At 75.4% G+C, this 17,894-nt stretch carries 16 protein-coding genes; 10 read left to right on the top strand and 6 right to left on the bottom strand.

Annotated features, from left to right (window positions below; genetic code table 11):
* Nucleotides 1-12: 12 nt before the first annotated feature.
* The 6 genes from IEY37_RS05615 to IEY37_RS05590 all read right to left on the bottom strand — a co-directional run bounded on the left by IEY37_RS05615 (nt 13) and on the right by IEY37_RS05590 (nt 5,004).
* Nucleotides 13-489, bottom strand: a complete 477-nt coding sequence (locus tag IEY37_RS05615; protein ID WP_229673951.1) for an acyl-CoA thioesterase — start codon at nt 487-489, stop codon at nt 13-15.
* Between the two features lie 72 nt (nt 490-561).
* Complete coding sequence (locus tag IEY37_RS05610; RefSeq protein WP_188940514.1) at nt 562-873, bottom strand: AzlD domain-containing protein; 312 nt, start codon at nt 871-873, stop codon at nt 562-564.
* Nucleotides 870-1,592, bottom strand: coding sequence for an AzlC family ABC transporter permease (locus tag IEY37_RS05605; RefSeq protein WP_229673949.1), 723 nt, complete (start codon nt 1,590-1,592; stop codon nt 870-872). Before IEY37_RS05605 ends, IEY37_RS05610 begins: the two co-directional genes overlap by 4 nt.
* A gap of 135 nt (nt 1,593-1,727) precedes the next feature.
* Nucleotides 1,728-1,916, bottom strand: coding sequence for a DUF5703 family protein (locus tag IEY37_RS05600; RefSeq protein WP_188940845.1), 189 nt, complete (start codon nt 1,914-1,916; stop codon nt 1,728-1,730).
* A 138-nt stretch (nt 1,917-2,054) separates the two neighbouring features.
* Nucleotides 2,055-4,055, bottom strand: a complete 2,001-nt coding sequence (locus IEY37_RS05595; protein WP_229673945.1) for an AAA family ATPase — start codon at nt 4,053-4,055, stop codon at nt 2,055-2,057.
* A 10-nt stretch (nt 4,056-4,065) separates the two neighbouring features.
* Entirely contained in the window at nt 4,066-5,004 is a 939-nt protein-coding gene (locus tag IEY37_RS05590; RefSeq protein WP_188940513.1) for an aldo/keto reductase, read from the bottom strand.
* A 148-nt stretch (nt 5,005-5,152) separates the two neighbouring features.
* On the opposite strand from IEY37_RS05590, the gene IEY37_RS05585 reads away from it, so the two are divergent.
* The 10 genes from IEY37_RS05585 (at nt 5,153) to mshC (ending at nt 17,865) form a co-directional block, all read left to right on the top strand.
* The gene (locus IEY37_RS05585) at nt 5,153-6,205 is read left to right on the top strand and encodes an LLM class F420-dependent oxidoreductase (RefSeq protein ID WP_188940512.1); all 1,053 of its coding nucleotides are present in this window, start codon (nt 5,153-5,155) and stop codon (nt 6,203-6,205) included.
* Complete coding sequence (locus IEY37_RS05580; RefSeq protein WP_188940511.1) at nt 6,202-7,032, top strand: undecaprenyl-diphosphate phosphatase; 831 nt, start codon at nt 6,202-6,204, stop codon at nt 7,030-7,032. Before IEY37_RS05585 ends, IEY37_RS05580 begins: the two co-directional genes overlap by 4 nt.
* Entirely contained in the window at nt 7,032-7,796 is a 765-nt protein-coding gene (locus tag IEY37_RS05575) for an MSMEG_4193 family putative phosphomutase (protein ID WP_188940843.1), read from the top strand. Before IEY37_RS05580 ends, IEY37_RS05575 begins: the two co-directional genes overlap by 1 nt.
* Before the next feature lie 75 nt (nt 7,797-7,871).
* Nucleotides 7,872-8,432, top strand: coding sequence for a DUF3090 domain-containing protein (locus IEY37_RS05570; protein ID WP_188940510.1), 561 nt, complete (start codon nt 7,872-7,874; stop codon nt 8,430-8,432).
* A gap of 43 nt (nt 8,433-8,475) precedes the next feature.
* The gene (locus tag IEY37_RS05565) at nt 8,476-9,396 is read left to right on the top strand and encodes an SCO1664 family protein (RefSeq protein WP_188940509.1); all 921 of its coding nucleotides are present in this window, start codon (nt 8,476-8,478) and stop codon (nt 9,394-9,396) included.
* The gene (locus IEY37_RS05560) at nt 9,393-10,154 is read left to right on the top strand and encodes a zinc metalloprotease (RefSeq protein ID WP_188940508.1); all 762 of its coding nucleotides are present in this window, start codon (nt 9,393-9,395) and stop codon (nt 10,152-10,154) included. Before IEY37_RS05565 ends, IEY37_RS05560 begins: the two co-directional genes overlap by 4 nt.
* Nucleotides 10,155-10,262: 108 nt before the next feature.
* A complete protein-coding gene (locus tag IEY37_RS05555) occupies nt 10,263-12,806 on the top strand; it encodes a carboxylate--amine ligase/circularly permuted type 2 ATP-grasp protein (RefSeq protein ID WP_188940507.1) in 2,544 nt (847 codons plus the stop codon).
* Nucleotides 12,807-12,883: 77 nt separating this feature from the next.
* Nucleotides 12,884-14,668, top strand: coding sequence for an N-acetylglutaminylglutamine amidotransferase (locus IEY37_RS05550; protein WP_188940506.1), 1,785 nt, complete (start codon nt 12,884-12,886; stop codon nt 14,666-14,668).
* 2 nt (nt 14,669-14,670) lie between these two features.
* Entirely contained in the window at nt 14,671-16,617 is a 1,947-nt protein-coding gene (locus IEY37_RS05545) for a S9 family peptidase (protein ID WP_188940505.1), read from the top strand.
* Between the two features lie 9 nt (nt 16,618-16,626).
* Nucleotides 16,627-17,865 (top strand): cysteine--1-D-myo-inosityl 2-amino-2-deoxy-alpha-D-glucopyranoside ligase, encoded by a 1,239-nt coding sequence (gene mshC, locus IEY37_RS05540; protein WP_188940504.1) that lies wholly within the window; start codon nt 16,627-16,629, stop codon nt 17,863-17,865.
* Nucleotides 17,866-17,894: the final 29 nt, after the last annotated feature.

The raw sequence follows: 17,894 nt of genomic DNA, 5'->3' as shown, positions 1-17,894 counted from the left end.
GCCGGCTGCGCTCTACGGCCGGCCCGCCGGCTGTGCCACGTCGCCGCGGCCCGGCGGCACCCGGTCGCGCCGGTAGGTGATCTCCGTGTACCCGTGCGGTGCCGGACGGCCGTCGTCGCCGACGTTGACGAACACCAGCTTGTCGATGGTCAGGATGTTCCGGTGCGTGATCATGTTCCGCACCCGCGCGCGCATGGTCAGCGAGGTGCGGCCGAAAGCCGTGGCGCGCAGACCCATCTCGATCATGTCGCCCTGCCGGGCGGAGCTGACGAAGTTGATCTCGGACATGTACTTGGTGACCACCCGGTCGTTGCCGAGCTGGAGGATGGCGTAGATCGCGGCCTCCTCGTCGATCCACCGGAGCAGGCTGCCGCCGAACAGCGTGCCGTTGGGGTTGAGGTCCTCGGGGCGCACCCACTTGCGGGTGCGGAACGTGACGTCGTCGGGGTCCCCGGTGTCCGCACTCATTGCCGGGTCTGCGCTGGTCATCGGGGGCGACCTCCGGGCATCGGTCCGTGGGGACGGCGAGCATAGCGTTCCTGCCGCCGGACCGACGTCCCGTCAGCTGCCCGGAACCACCAGCCGGAGCAGCGCCGTGGTGAGCGCCGCGAGCGCCACCACCACCAGGAAAGGCCACCGGCGCCAGACGGCGACACCCGCCACGGCGACACCCGCGAGGCGGGCGTCGAGCACCACCGCCTGCCCGCTGCCGACCGTCTGCACGGCCACCAGCGCGGCCAGCAGCACCACCGGCATCAGCCCGGCGACGCGCTGCACCGCCGGCCGGGCCAGCACGGACGCCGGCAGCGACAGGCCGGCCAGCTTGCACAGGTAGCAGCCGGCCGACGCCACGAGCACCGCGATCCAGATCACCGGGTCGCCTCGCCGCCGCCACGGCGCGGCCACAACCCGACGACCAGCGCGAACAGACCCGCGACGAGCACCGGTAGGCCGGGTGGCAGCACCGGGGTGGTCGCCACGGCCAGCGCCGCACCGGCCAGGGCGACCGCCCAGGTGCTGCGGTCCCGCAGCCGCGGCCCGAGCAGCGCCACGAAGGCCGCGGGAGCCGCCGCGTCCAGCCCGAGGACCCGCGGGTCGGACAGCGCCGAGGCGCCCAGCGCGCCGACCAGCGTGCCCAGGTTCCACAGCAGGTAGACGCCGACGCCGGTGACGTAGAAGCCGGTCCGTTCCTCGCTGCGGTCGGCGCGCGCCATGGACATGGCGCTGGACTCGTCGATGACCACCTGGGCCGCCAGCGCCCGGCGCCAGCCGCGGAGCTCGAGCACCCGGGACAGCCGCAGGCCGTAGAAGGCGTTGCGGGCGCCGAGCAGCACGGCGGTGGCGACCCCCGACCACGGCGAGCCGCCACCGGCGATCACACCGACCAGGCCGAACTGGCTGCCTCCGGAGAACATCAGCAGGGACAGGCCCATGGCCTGCCAGACGTCGAGACCGCCGGCCAGGGCGACGGCGCCGAACGACGTGCCGTAGGCGCCGGTGGCCAGGGCGACGCCGAGCGAGTCCCGCACCACCGGCCGGGCGGTCCACCGCCGGAGCCGGCCGGAGGTCGCGCGGTCGTCCCCGAGATCCACCGACTCACCCTAGGGCGGCCGTGCCCGGGTACCGGCGCAGCGGACCGGCCTCGCACCGACCACTGTTCCGGGCCGAGCAGCCGGAGCCGGCCCGGGACCCGACGGCACCGGACCGGCAGCGGGAGCCGGACCGGGTCAGGGCACCAGGTCGGGCAGCCACGGGTTGGTGCGCCGCCGGCGCAGCCACACCTTGCGGCTGCCGTCGCGGAACCGCAGCACCCTGGCCAGTTCCCATCCCGAGAACTCCGCACGGACGGCGAGCATGGTGGCCGCGGCCGCCCGCGACATGCCCGGGTCGATCCGCAGCGGCTGGTACTCCCACATGTCCGGGTCCGCGTCGCGCCCGGTGGTCGGTTGGCTGACCACGGTCCTCCCCGTCGTCGCGACCGCCGGATCGGCGGCCCTGGATCCGTCCATTATCGCCGCGCCCTCGGGGGGCGACCGGCCGGCGCCGCCGGGATCTCACCGGTCGGCCGGACCCAGCCGCTCTGCCAGCAAGGGCGCCAGCCGGGTGCGGCGCGGTTCCGCCCCGACGTCGCGCACCGACCGGGCCAGCGCCGGCCCGGCGGCGTGGACCACCGACAGGTGTCGCTTCGCCCTGGTCAGCGCGGTGTAGACCAGCGGCCGGGACAGCATGGCACCGGCCTCGGGGGGCAGCACGACGACGACCGCCTCCCACTCGGAGCCCTGCGCGCGGTGCACGGTGATCGCCCACCCGTGCAGCAGGTCGCCGAGCGCCTTGCCGGAGACGTCGGCGTCGCCGCCCGGGAACGTCACCCGCAGCGAGTTGTCGCCCGTGGACAGCACGGTGCCGACCTCGCCGTTGGCGAACCCGGCCGGCTCGGCCTCCGGATGGTTGGCCGTCGCGACGACCCGGTCCCCGGCGTCGAAGCCGCGGACGACGCCACGTCCCGGGTTCAGCAGCTCCTTGAGCGCCCGGTTCAGCGCCTGGGTGCCCGCCCGCCCGCGGTGCACCGGCGTCACCACCTGCACCGCGTCGCCCGAGGCTCCGAAGACCCGCGGGATCGAGTCGGTGACCAGCTGCACCACCCGGTGCGCCGCCTCGTCGGACCCGCGGCACGGCACCACCACCACCTCGTGGTCGCCGGCGGGCGGTGCGACCAGCGCCCCGCCGCGGACGGCGGTCGCCAGCCGCGCGATCGCGCCGCCCTCGCTCTGCCGGTACAGCGTGGAGAGCTCCGTCACCGGCAACGTCCCGGAGTCCAGCAGGTCACCCAGCAGCCGGCCCGGCCCGATCGAGGGCAGCTGCGCCGGATCACCGACGACGACCAGATGCGCCGCGTCCGGGACGGCGGCCAGCAGCGCCGCGCCCAGCTCGACGTCCAGCATCGACGCCTCGTCGACCACCACCAGGTCCGCCTCGATCGGGTGCGCCGCGTCGTGGTCGAAGCCCGCCGTGCCCGAGCCCGCGCCGGCCGAGCCGGGAGTGCCCGGCCGGCGCCAGGCGCCCAGCAGCTTGTGCACGGTCGTGGCCGGATGACCCGTCAGCTCCTCCAGCCGCTTCGCGGCGCGGCCGGTCGGTGCGGCCAGCGCCACGGCCGCGTCCACCCGCGTGCACAGCGCGACGACGGCGGCGACCGTCCGGCTCTTGCCGGTGCCGGGACCGCCGGTGAGCACCGACACGCCCTGCCGGGACGCGAGACCCACGGCCAGCGCCTGGGTGTCGTCCAGATCGCGGGCGGCGGCGGTGACGGCGCGGTCGCCGGCCAGGGACCGCCCGGTGGACACCAGCCGAGCCAGGTGTTCGGCGATGGCGTCCTCGGCGGCTGCCAGGGCGGTGCGGCAGAGGGCCGGCGCGGCCGGGTCACCGACCTGCTGCACCGATCCCGCGGCCACCGCGTCCCGCACGGCCGCGTCCGCGTCGACCCCGAACGGCGCCAGCGCCTCCCGCACCATGGGCACCGGGGTCACCGTGTGACCCTGGCGGGCGAACCGGGCGAGCGTCCAGTCGACCAGGGCGCGCCCTCGGCGGCTGTCCGACCGGTCGGTGGCCGGGTCGAAGGCCCGCGCCAACCGATCGGCCTGGGCCACCGCGGCGTCGGGCAGCTCGAGCAGCCGCCACGGGTCCGCGCGCAGGGTGGCCAGCGCGTCGTCGCCCAGCAGGTCGACCAGCCGGGCCGACCACCGGACCGGCAGCTCCTGCGGGACCAGTACCTCGGCCAGCTCGTACAGGTGCGACGCCCCGATCCAGGCGGTGTAGAGCCGCTCGGCCCGGCGCGGCGTCACCGACGGCAGCGCAGCCAGCGCCGCCACCGACACCTGTCCGGGGGTACGCAGCCCGGCGCCGGCGAGCGCCCGCTGCAGGGTGGCGCCGACACCGGGCCACAGCCCGGCCGCACAGAACTCGGTGAACACCGCGGCAGCGCTCCCAGGGGCGGGCGCGGACACGGCGGTGTCCGGGGCGTCGGCGCGCAGGTCGCTGCCGGAGGTCAGGCGGGGCACGGCCAGCGGGTCACGGAGCGGCGGGCTCGCCCGCCGGGTCGCTGACGTCGGCCAAGGCGGAGACGATCTCGGCGGGCAGCGACAGGTCCTGGGCGGCCAGCACGCCGAGCAACTGCGCGGCGTCGCGGGCGCCGACGACGACGGCGGACACGCCGGGCCGGTCCCGCGCCCAGGCGCAGGCGACGGCCAGCGGCGACGTGCCCAGCCCCTCGGCCGCAGTGGCCACCGCCTCGACCACCCGCCCTGCGGCGGCGGTCCGGTGCCGGCCCACGTACCGGGCGAAGTGCGGTGAGGCTCCCCGCGAGTCGGCGGGCGTGCCGTGCCGGTACTTGCCGGTCAGCACCCCGCGGCCCAGCGGGGCCCAGCCCAGCAGCCCGAGACCGTGCAGCGCTGCCGCCGGCAGCACCGACTCCTCGGCCTGCCGTTCGACCAGGGAGTACTCGTGCTCCACCGCCACCAGCGGATGCTCCTTGGCGCGCAGCCAGGTGGCGACGGTGGCCAGCTGCCACCCGGAGAAGCCGGACACCCCGATGTAGCGGGCCCGGCCGGACTGCACCGCGGTGACCAGGGCGCCGCAGGTCTCCTCCCACGGCACGGCCGGGTCGAAGCCGTGCACCTGCCACAGGTCGACGTGGTCGGTGCCCAGCCGGGCCAGCGACTGGTCGAGCGCGGCCAGCAGCCGCCCTCGTCCGCCGCCCGCGCCCACCGTGGTGGTGGCCAGCAGCACGTCCGAGCGCGGCACCACGTCGGGGACCAGCGTCCCGATGATCGACTCGGCGTCACCGTCGCCGTAGACGTTGGCGGTGTCCAGCAGCGTGCCGCCGGCCTCGACGAACGCCTCGAGCTGGGCGGCCGCCGCATCGGCGTCGGTGTCCCGACCCCAGGTCATCGTGCCGAGGGCGAGCCGGGAGACGGTCAGCCCGCTGCGTCCCACCCGCCGTGTCTCCATGACAGGCAACCTAACCGAGCCGGTCGCCGCCACGGCGCCGGCCGTGCCGGGCGCCGCGGTCCAACCCGGACCTGACCTCCGCGGCCAGTACGGTGATGCGCGGCCGCCCGCCGGGCGGCCCTCTCGACCGGCAGAAGGTGCGACGCCGATGCGACTCGGGCTCAGCCTGGGCTACGCGACCTCCGCGCAGCAGCTCGCGGACGCCGTCGACCTCGCGGTCACCGCCGACCGGTTGGGCTTCGACTGCGTGTGGGTCGCCGAGGCCTACGGCTCCGACGCGCCGACCGTGCTCGCCGCGATCGCCGCCCGCACGGAGCGGATCGGCATCGGCTCGGCCGTCCTGCAGATCCCGGGGCGTACCCCCGCGATGACCGCGATGACCGCCGCCACGCTGGACGCCCTGTCCGGCGGCCGCTTCCGGTTGGGTCTCGGCGTGTCCGGACCGCAGGTGTCGGAGGGCTGGCACGGCGTGCCGTTCGCCGACCCGGTCGGTCGGACGCGGGAGTACGTCGCCGTCGTCCGTCGTGCCCTGTCCCGGCGCCGGGTGACCGCCGACGGCCCGCACTACCCCTTGCCGCTGCCGGACGGCCAGGGCAAGCCGCTGCTGCTGTCGCTGGCGCCCGTCCGGCCGCGGATCCCGGTGTACCTGGCCGCGATCGGGCCGCGGAACCTGGAGCTGACCGGCGAGGTGGCGGACGGCTGGCTGGGCATCTTCTTCGACCCGGAGACCGGCCGGCGACAGCTCGACCGCATCGCGGACGCCGCCCGCCGGGCCGGCCGCGACCCCGCCGGGATCGACATCGCGGTGCAGGTGCCCGTGTCGCTGGACCCGGACCCGGGGGTGGCGGCGGACCGGGTCCGCCCGGAGGCCGCGCTGTACGTCGGCGGAATGGGCTCGCGGACCGCGAACTTTTACCACCGGCAGGCCACCGAGATGGGTTTCGGGACCGAGGCCGACGAGGTCCAGGACCGCTTCCTGGCCGGGGACCACACCGGTGCCCGGGCAGCCGTGCCGTTCGAGTTCCTCGACGCCACGAGCCTGCTCGGGGACGACGCACGCATCGGCCGACGATTGGCCGTCTACAGGGACAGGGGGGTCGGCACGGTGAACGTGTCACTGCCGGGCACGGACGGTGCCGAACGGGCCGCGGTGCTGGAGCGTGTCATGACGACGGCACGGGCGGCCGGGGTGCTCGGATGACGCTGCTGGCCGCCGTCCTGCTGGGCATCGTCGAGGGGCTCACCGAGTTCCTGCCGGTGTCCTCCACGGGACATCTGACCATCGTCGCGCGGCTGCTCGGCTACGACATCTCGTCCCCGTCGGTCACCGGCTTCACCGCCGTCATCCAGGTGGGCGCGATCATCGCGGTGATCATCTACTTCCGCGCGGACATCGTCCGGCTGCTGCGCGCCTGGTTCCGCGGGCTCTTCCGGGCGGCGCACCGGTCCGACCCCGACTACCGGATGGCCTGGCTGGTCATCGTCGGGTCGCTGCCGATCGTCGTCGCCGGGTACCTGGGGCGGCACCTGGTGACCGGCCCGCTGCGCAGCCTGTGGGTGGTGGCCGTCGCCCTGATCGTCTGGGGCGTCGTCATGCTGGTGGCCGAGGCGCTGGCCCGGCAGGACCGCGCCGAGCGCGAGCTGACCTGGACCGACACCCTGCTCATCGGCGTGGCCCAGTGCCTGGCGCTGGTGCCCGGCGTGTCCCGCTCCGGCGCGACGATCTCCGTCGGGCTGCTGCGCGGCCTGGACCGGGTGGCCGCCACCCGGCTGTCCTTCCTGCTGGGGATCCCCGCCCTGGTGGGCGCCGGGGTGTTCGAGCTGCCGGACGCCGTCAAGGGCGGTGTCGGCGCGCTGCCCACCCTGGTCGGCACGGTGGTCTCGTTCGTCGTGGCCTACGCATCGGTGGCCTGGCTGCTCCGGTTCGTGGCCCGGCACAAGATCACCGTCTTCGTCTGGTACCGCTGGCTGGTCGGCGCACTGCTCATCGTGCTGCTGTCCACCGGCGTGCTCAAGGACGTGGCGTGATGGCGACGGTGGTGCTGCTGCGGCACGGCCGGTCCTCGGCCAACGTGGCCGGGGTCCTCGCCGGCCGTTCGGCGGGCGTCGAGCTGGACGACACCGGGCGGGAGCAGGCCCGGCGGGTGACCGACCGGCTGTCGTCCGTCACCTTCGACGCGCTGTACAGCTCGCCGCTGACCCGCTGCCGGCAGACGCTGGAGCCGCTGGCCGCGGCCACCGGGTTGGCCGTGCAGGTCGACGACCGGTTCGCCGAGGTCGACTACGGCGACTGGACCGGCCGCACGCTGTCCGACCTGGCGTCCGAGCCGCTGTGGCGGACGGTGCAGGCCCACCCCTCCGCGGCGGTCTTCCCCGGCGGAGAAGGGCTGGCCGACGTGTCGGCGCGGGCGGTGACCGCCGTCCGGTCGCTGGCCGCCGCGGCGGGCGAGGACGGCGTGCTGCTGGTCTGCAGTCACGGCGACGTGATCAAGGCCGTGCTGGCCGACGCCCTCGGGCTGCACCTGGACGGGTTCCAGCGCATCGTGGTGTCCCCGGCGTCGCTGTCGGTGATCCGGTACACGCCGCTCCGGCCGTTCGTCGAGCGGATCAACGACGCCGGGGACCTCGGGACCCTCCGCCCGCCGCCGGCCCCTCCGGCCGGCACCGGGGACGGCACCGGCACCGGTGACGCAACGGCACCCGCGGGCGCCGGCGGCCCGGCAGGAGGGGGACCGGCGGGCCCGGACCCGGACCGGGCGTCGGACGCCGTCCCCGGCGGCGAGACCCGCTGAACACCCGACCGGTGGTCCCCGAGCGGCCCGGCAGCGGCCGGTCCCGCCGGGCGTTGGCATAGTCTGGAGGACGCCATGTCGCGACAGATCCACGTCTTCCGCTCGCCCGACCGTTTCCTCGCCGGAACCGTCGGGCAGCCAGGTGAGCGCGAGTTCTACCTGCAGGTCGCCGACGGTCGCCGGGTCTTCTCCGTCGCCTGCGAGAAGCAGCAGGTCGCGGTGCTGGCCGACCGGCTGGACTCGTTGATCACCGAGGTGGCCCGGCGGTTCGGCGCGGAGATCGGCAGCACCGGTCACGCCGACGCCGATCTGGCCCTGACGACGCCGGTCGACGCCGAGTTCCGCGTCGGCACCATGGGTCTCGCCTGGGACGGCGAGGGCTCGCAGGTCATCGTCGAGCTGCTGGCCATCTCCGACGAGGAGGTCGGCGAGGACGTCGTCCTGGAGGACCGCGAGGACGGGCCGGACGCGTTGCGCGTCTTCCTGTCCCTGGCCGAGGCCCGCGAGTTCGCGCGCAGAGCCGAGCGTGTCGTGGCGGCCGGGCGGCCGCCGTGCCCGCTGTGCTCGAACCCGCTGGACCCCGAGGGGCACATCTGCCCGCGGCTCAACGGGTACCACCGGGGTGGCGTTGCCTGACACGGCGGCCGCACGTCCCGGCCCCGAGCCGGCGGACGGCGCGGTGACCGGCGCCCCGCTCGACCCCGACGCCGTCCGCGAGGTGCTCGCCCTGGGCGACCTCACCGTGCAGGGCCGGATCAGCGACGCCTCCAACCTGACCCTGCGCGCGGTCGCGGAACTCGACGGCGTCGCCGTCGACTGCGTCTACAAGCCGGTCCGCGGCGAGCGCCCGCTGTGGGACTTCCCGGACGGGACCCTGGCGCAGCGCGAGGTCGCCGCCTACCAGGTCGCGGTCGCCGCCGGCTGGGACTGCGTGCCGACGACGCTGCTGCGGCCCGGCCCGTTCGGCGCCGGCATGGTGCAGCAGTGGATCGAGACGGCGCCGCCGCTCGACACCGAAGGGCTCGACGGCGACGAGGCCGGCGACCCGGACGGCGACGACACCGACGACGGGACCGATGACGCCGACGACGGAATCGACGACCTCGACACAGGTCCCGGCCCCGGCGAGCTCGTCGACCTGGTGCCCGAGGACCGCATCCCGCCGGGCTGGCTGCCGGTGCTGCGGGCGGTCGACATGGTCGGCCGGGACATCGCCGTCGTGCATGCCGACGTCCCGGCGCTGGCCGTGCTCGCCGGGTTCGACCTGGTGGTGAACAACGCCGACCGCAAGGGCAGCCACGTGCTGGCCGCCCCCGACGGGCGGGTGCTGGGCGTCGACCACGGCCTGTGCTTCCACTGCGATGACAAGCTGCGCACGATCCTGTGGGGCTGGGCCGGCGAGCCGCTGCCGGACGCCGTGCAGGACGGGCTCGACCGGCTCGCGACGGGTCTGGACGGCGAGCTCTCCGACCGCCTGCACGAGCTGCTCACCGTCGCCGAGGTCCGGGTGTTCGGCGAGCGGGTGGCCCGGCTGCGGCGCTACCCGGTCTTCCGCAAGCCGCCGCGCGGCCGCACGCCGATCCCCTGGCCGCCGCTGTGACCGACGGCCGCCCTACCGGCGGCGCGGCCCGGCCCGCCGGCGAGGCGGTGCGGTTCGCCGGGCGGGTCGCGCGCACGCTGGCGCGCACCGTCGCGGGCGTCACGCTGGACGTGGGCAACGGCGCGGCGCGGGTGGGCGAGGCCGTGCGGGACTCGGTCACCGGCCGCACCCCGGCGCCCGGGACGCTGCGCGTCGAGGTGGTGATCCTCTCCGACGAGCACGGCGTCGCGCTCTGCACTCCGGACGCGGTCCGCCCGTCGCTCGAGCTGGCCGACCGGGTGTTCGCCGAGCAGGCGGGCATCCGGGTCCGCACCACCGGCATCCGGGTGGTGGACGTGCCGGCGCCGCGGGAGGCGCTGGACCCGCGGGCGGACCGGGCCTTGCTGCTCGACGACCTGCTGGGCCGCACCGCCTTCTACACCCGCCACGCGCCCAATCGGCTGGACCTGGTCGGCACGCCGCTGACGGTCGTCGTGGTCCGGGACATCGCCGGCCGCACCACCGGCTGCTCGCTGGGCACCTCCGCGGACTGGGTGATCACCCAGGCCGCGCTGTTCGACCCCGGCGACGTGCACAACTACGACGAGACGGTGCTGGCGCACGAGCTCGGCCACGCCCTGAACCTGCCGCACCGCCGCGACCCCGGGAACCTGATGTTCCCGGCGTCGTCGCCGCCCGGACACGTCCGCGGCACCCGGCTGGAGCGGTGGCAGGCGGCCCTGCTGCAGGCCAACCGGCACGTCGTGCCGGCCCGCTGACCACCGGTCTTGGACGGCTCTGGAGGGCTCGGGCCGATCCCGCCCGCGCGATGGCGCGCCGCAGCTGCACGCCACACGGACGAAACGTCGCTCGTCTAGCGTCGCCGCATGGTCGCCGCCGCTTTCACCCTCGGTGCGGAGGAGGAGCTGCACCTGGTCGACCCCGAGACCTGCCGGCTGGCCCCGCGGGCCCCGCAGCTGCTGGCGCAGCTGCCCGCGGAGAGCTTCGGTGCCGAGCTGCAACGCACCACGGTCGAGACCAACACCGGCGTGTGGGACACGCTGGGCGAGTTGCGGGCCGACATCGAGGGACTGCGCGGCAGGTTGATCGAGGCCGCGGCCCGGGACGGGCTGCAGGTGGCCGCCGTGGGCACGCCGCCGCTGTCCTCGGAGGACGACTTCGAGCTCACCGCCTCGGGACGGTTCGGGCGGATGCAGCAGGACTACCGGCTGCTGGTCGACGAGCAGCTGATCTGCGGGCTGCAGGTGCACGTCGGGTTGGCCGACCGCGACGTGGCCGTGGACGTCACCCAGCGGATCATGCCGGACCTGCCGCTGCTGCTCGCCCTGTCCGCGTCGTCGCCGTACTGGCGCGGCGAGGACACCGGGTACTCCAGCATCCGCACGATCATCTGGCAGCGCTGGCCGACCGCGGGGGCGACCGGCCCGCTGGCCTCCGCGGCCGAGTACGACACCCTGCTCGCCGACCTGATCGCCAGCGGCGTCATCGCGGACGCCAAGATGGCGTACTTCGACGTGCGACCGTCGGCGCACGCCCCGACCGTCGAGCTCCGGGTCACCGACGCGTGCCCGCTGGTGGACGACGCGGTGCTGATCGCCGGCCTGTTCCGGGCCATGGTCGCGACGGCCGAACGGGCCCACCGCATCGGCGACCCGTACCAGGTGGTGCCGGCGCCGTTGCACCGTGCCGCCATGTGGCGCGCGGCGCGCAGCGGCCTGACCGGCGACCTGCTCTCCGACGACCGGCGGCCGCAACCGGTGCCGGCGGCCGTGGCGATCCGTCGCATGATCGCCCGGCTGCGGCCAGCACTGGAGGACTTCGGTGATCTGGACACCGTCGGGGAGCTGGCGGAGGCGACGCTCGCCCGCGGCAACAGCGCCGACCGGCAGCGTGCCGCGCTGGCCGAGCGGGGCGAGCTGCGGGACGTCGTCGCCCTGGTGGTGGCCGAGACCGCCGGCCGGGTGACCTCGGAGGGCCGGATGGCACCGCGTCGGTACCCCGCCCGGGCCGGCGACGAGGCGTTCACCGCCGGCGGGCACGCCCGCCCCGCCTACCGGCCGCTGTTCGAGGCGCTCGGGACGGCAGGCCTGGAGCAATTGGTCGAGCGCCGTCCCGACGTCGACCGGTGGACCCTGGACGCCGGGATGACCTTCGGTGTCGACGGCCGGCAGCTGCCGTTCCCGGTGGACCTGCTGCCCAGGGTCGTGCCCGCGCACGAGTGGGCGGCGCTGGTCCCCGGCCTGGCGCAACGGGCCCGCGCGCTGGAATCGTTCCTGCGCGACGCCTACGGGCCGGCCCGGATCGTCGCGGACGGCGTGCTGTCCGCCGAGGCCCTGCACGGCTGCCCCGGCTGGCGCGCCGAGGCGGCGCGGCTGCCGGACGGTGTCGTCCGGGCACCGGTCATGGGGTTCGACCTGGTCCGCACCGAGACGGGCGGCTGGCTGGTCCTGGAGGACAACGTCCGGGTCCCGTCCGGGGTCGCGTACGCCTTGGCCCTGCGCCGCGCCATGGACGAGCTGGCGCCGGACCTGCCGCGACCGCCGGGACTGCTGGACCCGGCGACCGTGCCCGCACTGCTCGGCCGGACGTTGCGGGCCTGCGCCCGCGGGGTCGCGCCGGCGGACGCCCGGGTGGCGCTGCTGTCCGACGGCGCCGGCAATTCCGCCTGGTTCGAGCACCGCATGCTGGCCGAGCAGGCCGGGCTCACGCTGGTGACGCCGGACCAGGTCGCCGTCGGCGGCGGCCGGGTGCGGGGGCCGGACGGGGAGCCGTTCGACGTGCTGTACCTGCGACTGGACACCGAGCCGGCGGACCTCACCGACGGCGCCGGCCGCCCGGTCGGCGCCGAGGTGCTCGAGGTGGCGGTCCGCGGTGGGGTGGCGCTGGCGAACGCCCCGGGGAACGGCCTGGCCGACGACAAGGCCATGTACTGCAGCGTCCCCGACCTGGTCGCGCACTACCTGGACGAGCGGCCGCTGCTGCCCCAGGTCCCGACCTACCGGTGCGCCGACCCGGAGGAACTCCGGCTGGTCCTGGAACGGGTCGGCGAGCTGGTCACCAAGCCCATCAGCGGCTACGGCGGGCGCGGCGTGCTGATCGGCCCCAGCGCGTCGGCGGCCGAGGTCTCGGTCCGCCGGCGGGAGATCGCCCAGGACCCCGCCGAGTGGGTGGCGCAGGAAGTGGTGGCGCTGTCGTCGCACCCGACGGCGATGGGCGGCGAGGTGCTGCCCCGGCACGTCGACCTGCGGGTGTTCGCCTACGTCACCGGCACCGGGCCCGACGACGTCGCGGTCGCGCCCCTGGGACTGACCCGGGTCGCGCCGCAGGGCAGCATGGTCGTCAACTCGTCCCGCGGGGGCGGGGCCAAGGACACCTGGATCCTCGGTGGCGATGCGTCCGCCGGGGCCTGACGGCCGGCCGGCCGTCCGCGGCGGGCACCGCCCCGCCCGGCCCCGGCACCGCTCGGCCACGGACTGGAGGAGGCACCGTGTGCGGCCTGTTCGGTGAGGTGCGGTTCGACGGCGAACGTCCCGACGTGGGCGCCGTGGAGCGGGGCTGCAGCCGGCTGGCCCACCGCGGCCCGGACGGGCACGGCGTCTGGTCCTCCGGCGCGACCGCCTTCGGCCACCAGCGGCTGTCGATCATCGACCTGTCCGCGGCCGGGTCGCAGCCGATGGTCGACGCCGAGCTGGGCCTGACCACCGTCTTCAACGGCTGCATCTACAACTACCGGGAGCTGCGGGCCGAGCTGCAGACGGCCGGCCACCGGTTCTTCTCGCACTCGGACACCGAGGTCATCGCCAAGGCGTACCGGCACTGGGGGCTCGACTTCGTCCGGCACTTCAAGGGAATGTTCGCGTTCGCGATCAGCGAGCGGGACACCGGCCGGCTGGTCCTGGGCCGGGACCGGCTCGGGATCAAGCCGCTGTACCTGGACCAGGACGCGCGGCGGCTGCGGTTCGCGTCGACCCTGCCGGCGCTCGTCGCCGCCGGTGGCGCCGACACCTCGATCGACCGGGTCGCGCTGGCCCAGTACATGACGTTCCACTCGGTCGTCCCGGCCCCGCGGACCATCCTGACCGGCATCCGCAAGCTGCCCCCGGCCACGGTCCGGGTGGTGGAGCCGGACGGCTCGTCCACCGACCACCTGTACTGGGAGCCGTCCTTCACCCGGGACCCGGAGCGCGCGGACTGGTCGGCGCAGGACTGGGAGCGGGCGCTGCTGGACAGCCTGCGCGCCGCCGTGGAGCGACGGATGGTCTCCGACGTGCCGGTGGGCGTGCTGCTGTCCGGCGGTATCGACTCCAGCCTGGTCGTCGCGCTGCTCGCCGAGGCGGGTCAGCGCGACCTGATGACCTTCAGCATCGGGTTCGACTCGGCCGGCGGCGAGTCCGGGGACGAGTTCGAGTACTCGGACCTGGTGGCCCGGCACTTCGGCACCCGGCACCACCGCATCCCCATCGACAGCAGCCGGTTGCTGCCGGGCATCGACGGTGCGGTGTCCGCGATGAGCGAGCCGATGGTCAGCCACGACTGCGTGGCCTTCTACCTGCTGAGCCAGGACGTGGCCCGGTCGGTGAAGGTGGTGCAGTCCGGGCAGGGCGCCGACGAGGTGCTCGGCGGCTACGACTGGTACCCGCCGCTGGCCCGGGTGCCGCGGAACGAGGCCGTCGAGGCCTATTCGCAGGTGTTCTTCGACCGCCGGTACGACCGGCTCGGCGACGTGCTGGCGCCCGGATGGATGCCCGACCGCGACGTCGCCACGGAGTTCGTCACCGAGGCGTTCGCCCGGCCCGGCGCCGACGAGGCGGTGGACGCGGCGCTGCGCAACGACACCACCGTGATGCTGGTCGACGACCCGGTCAAGCGGGTCGACAACATGACGATGGCCAGCGGTCTCGAGGCCCGCGTGCCGTTCCTGGACCACGAGCTGGTGGAACTCGCCGGCCGCATCCCGCCTGCCCTGAAACTCGCGGACGGCGGCAAGGGCGTGCTCAAGCGGGCGGCCCGCGGGGTCGTGCCGGACGCGGTCATCGACCGCACCAAGGGGTACTTCCCGGTCCCCGCCATCCGCCAGCTCGAGGGCCCCTACCTGGAGCGGGTGCGCCAGGCGCTGACCGACCCGGCCGCCCGGGCCCGCGGGCTGTTCCGCACCGACGCGGTGGAGCGCATGCTCGCCGCGCCCAACGAGACCCGCACCACGCTGGGCTCCAACGCGCTGTGGCAACTGGCGTTGCTGGAGATGTGGTTGCAGGACATGGACATCCGCTGAGCATGACGGCACCGCAACAGCAGACCCGAACGGGCCTCGGTGATCTGGCACGCCGCTGGGTCGAGGCGTCGGCGTCCTGGGGGCCGACGATGTCCCCGGACGGCCGCCAGGTGGCGTGGGTGGGGGACCGCAACGGCTCCCCGCAGGTCTGGGTGCAGGACGCCGAGGACTCCGGCACCGGAAGGGTCGTCGAGTTCCCGCATCCCGCGGTCGCCGTGCACTGGTCCGCGGACGGGCAGTGGCTGGCGTGCGCGCTGGCCACGGACGGCGGTGTGCGACAACAAGTCTGGGTCGTCCGCCCGGACGGCACGCACCGCCGCCACGTCGCTGGTTCGGCGGACCGGCACGCCGCCCTCGGCCCGTGGACCCGCGCCGGCCACCGGCTGGTGGTCACCCTCGCGCCGGTCGCGGCGGGGGAGCCGACGCAGGCAGTGGTGGTGGACCCGGCGACCGGCGAGACCGGGCCGCTGGCCGAGGGCGCCCTGATCTCGGTGCTGGACCTGTCCGCGGACGAGCGGTTCCTGCTGCTGCGGGACGGCACCCGCGGCGCGCAGTTCTGCGTCGTGGTCGACCGCGTCGCCGACCGGGACCACCCCTTGCTGGCCTATCCGGCGACCGGCTCGACGGACGTCGGCCTGCTGCGCCGGTCCCCGGCCGGGCAGGAGCAGCCGCACATCGCCTACCTGGTCACCGATGCCGGGTTGCCGCGCCGGGTGCTGCTGGCGCAGCCGATCGGTCCGGACGGCCGCCGCGGCGCCGCCGGTGTGTTCGCCGAGCGGGAGGACGCCGAGCTCGAGCAGCTGGACTCCGACGAGGACGGCCGGCTGCTGCTGCTGGTCTGGAACGTCGCCGGCGCCAGCGAGGTCGAGCTGTTGGACACCGCCACCCGCCGCCGCGTCCCGGTCGGCGGCCTGCCCGGCCCGGTCGTCACCGGCAGTGCGCTGTCCCGGGACGGCAGCCGCCTCGTGCTCTGCGTCGAGGGTCCGGAGCGGCCGCGCGAGCTGTGGCGGGTCGATGTCGCGGCGGTGCTGTCCGCGCCCGGCGACGGCCCGGCCGGTGCCGGCGGTGCACCACCGGCGCAGCGGGCGGTGCGTCCGGCGCCGGTCACGGTGAGCACGCTGCCCCCGAGCGGCGACCTGGTGCACCCGACGCTGCACCGGTTCTCCTCGCACGACGGGCTGGAGCTGTCCGGCTGGCTGTACCGGCCGCCCGGAGCGCACGGGCCCGGCCCGGCCATGCTGAGTCTGCACGGCGGCCCGGAAGCGCAGGAGCGGCCGGTCTTCTCGGCGCAGCACCAGGCCATGGTGACGGCCGGGATCACGGTGTTCGCGCCGAACGTGCGCGGCTCCAGCGGTTTCGGCCGGGCGTTCGTGCACGCCGACGACCGACTGGGCCGGTGGGACGCGATCGCCGACGTCCGGTCCTGCGTCGAGTACCTCACCGGGCACGGTCTGGCCGACCCGGATCGGATCGCCGTCACCGGGCGGTCCTACGGCGGCTACCTGACCCTGGCGGCGCTGGTCGCCTTCCCCCGGACGTTCGCGGCGGGCGTGGACATCTGCGGCATGTCGGACCTGCTGCACTTCTACCGGGAGAGCGAGCCGTGGATCGCCGCCGCGGCCGTGTCCAAGTACGGCGACCCGGTCGCCGACCGGGACCTGCTGCGCAGCCTGTCCCCGTTGCCGCGGGCGCACCGGATCACCGCGCCGCTGCTGGTCGTGCACGGCGAGCTGGACACCAACGTGCCCGTCGGCGAGGCGCACCGGATCGTCGCCGCGCTGCGGGCCCTGGACCGGCCGGTGTCCTACCTGGAGCTGGCGGGAGAGGGCCACGAGTACCGCCGGGCGTCCTCGCAGCTGCTGCTCCTGCAGACCATGGCGGCGTTCCTCACCCGCCACCTCCGGGTGGGACCGCCGGCACGGTGCGGTGACGGCCCGGCGCTTGGCTAGGGTGGGCCGGTGCGCGCCTGGCCAGCTCCCGAGGTTCCGGACCTACCGGGCGGGACGGCCGCCGACCGGCCGGCACTGCGGTTGTACGACTCGTCGTCCGGCACCGTCCGGCCGAGCCGGCCCGGGGCGACGGCGCGGCTGTACGTCTGCGGGATCACCCCGTACGACGCGACCCACCTCGGGCATGCCGCCACCTACCTGGCCTTTGACGTGCTGCAGCGGGTCTGGCGGGACCAGGGTCACCGGGTGCACTACGTCCAGAACATCACCGATGTCGACGACCCGCTGCTCGAGCGGGCCGACCGGGACGGCGTCGCCTGGCAGGACCTGGCCGCCGAGCAGATCGAGCTGTTCCGCGCCGACATGACGGCGTTGCGCGTCCTGCCGCCCGACGACTACATCGGCGCCGTCGAGGCCATGGGCGAGATCGCCGCCGCGGTGCAGCGGCTGCTCGACCTGGGCGCCGCCTACCGGGTCGACGACGCCGACCACCCCGACGTCTACTTCGACATCTCGGCCACCGGCCGGTTCGGCTACGAGTCGCGGTACGACACGCCGACCATGCTGGCCCTGTCCGCCGAGCGCGGCGGCGACCCCGACCGGCCGGGCAAGCGGGACCCGCTCGACCCCTTGCTGTGGCGGACGGAACGGCCCGGCGAGCCGGCCTGGGAGTCCCCGATGGGCCGCGGCCGGGCCGGCTGGCACGTCGAGTGCGCGGTGATCGCCGGCAGCCGGCTCGGCACCGGCATCGACGTGCAGGGCGGCGGCAGCGACCTGATCTTCCCGCACCACGAGTGCTCTGCGGCCCACGCCGAGGCACTGACCGGCCAGCAGCGCTTCGCCGACCACTACACGCACGCCGCGATGATCGCGCTGGACGGCGAGAAGATGTCCAAGTCCCGCGGCAACCTGGTGTTCGTCTCCCGGTTGCGCGCGGAGGGTGTCGACCCGATGGCCGTGCGGACGGCGCTGCTGTCCGGCCACTACCGCCAGGACCGGGAGTGGACCGCCGACCTGTTGCGGGTGGCCGAGAAGCGGCTGGCCGGCTGGCGGGCCGCCGCCCGGCGGCCCGGGACCGAGGGCGCCGACGGCGGCGCCGTGCTCGCGGCCCTGCGCGACGCGCTCGCCGACGACCTGAACACCCCCGCAGCGCTCGCGGCGCTGGACGCGTGGGCACACGACGACCGGCTGGCCGGCGAGCTGGTGGCCGACGCCGCCGACGCCCTCCTGGGGATCGGCCTGCGCTGACGGCGCACCGTCCGGGCACCGTCCGGGCG

It is taken from the genome of Nakamurella endophytica, from assembly GCF_014646215.1.
In the GTDB taxonomy this organism is placed as follows: domain Bacteria; phylum Actinomycetota; class Actinomycetes; order Mycobacteriales; family Nakamurellaceae; genus Nakamurella; species Nakamurella endophytica.
This window is presented reverse-complemented; position numbering and strand designations above follow the sequence as displayed.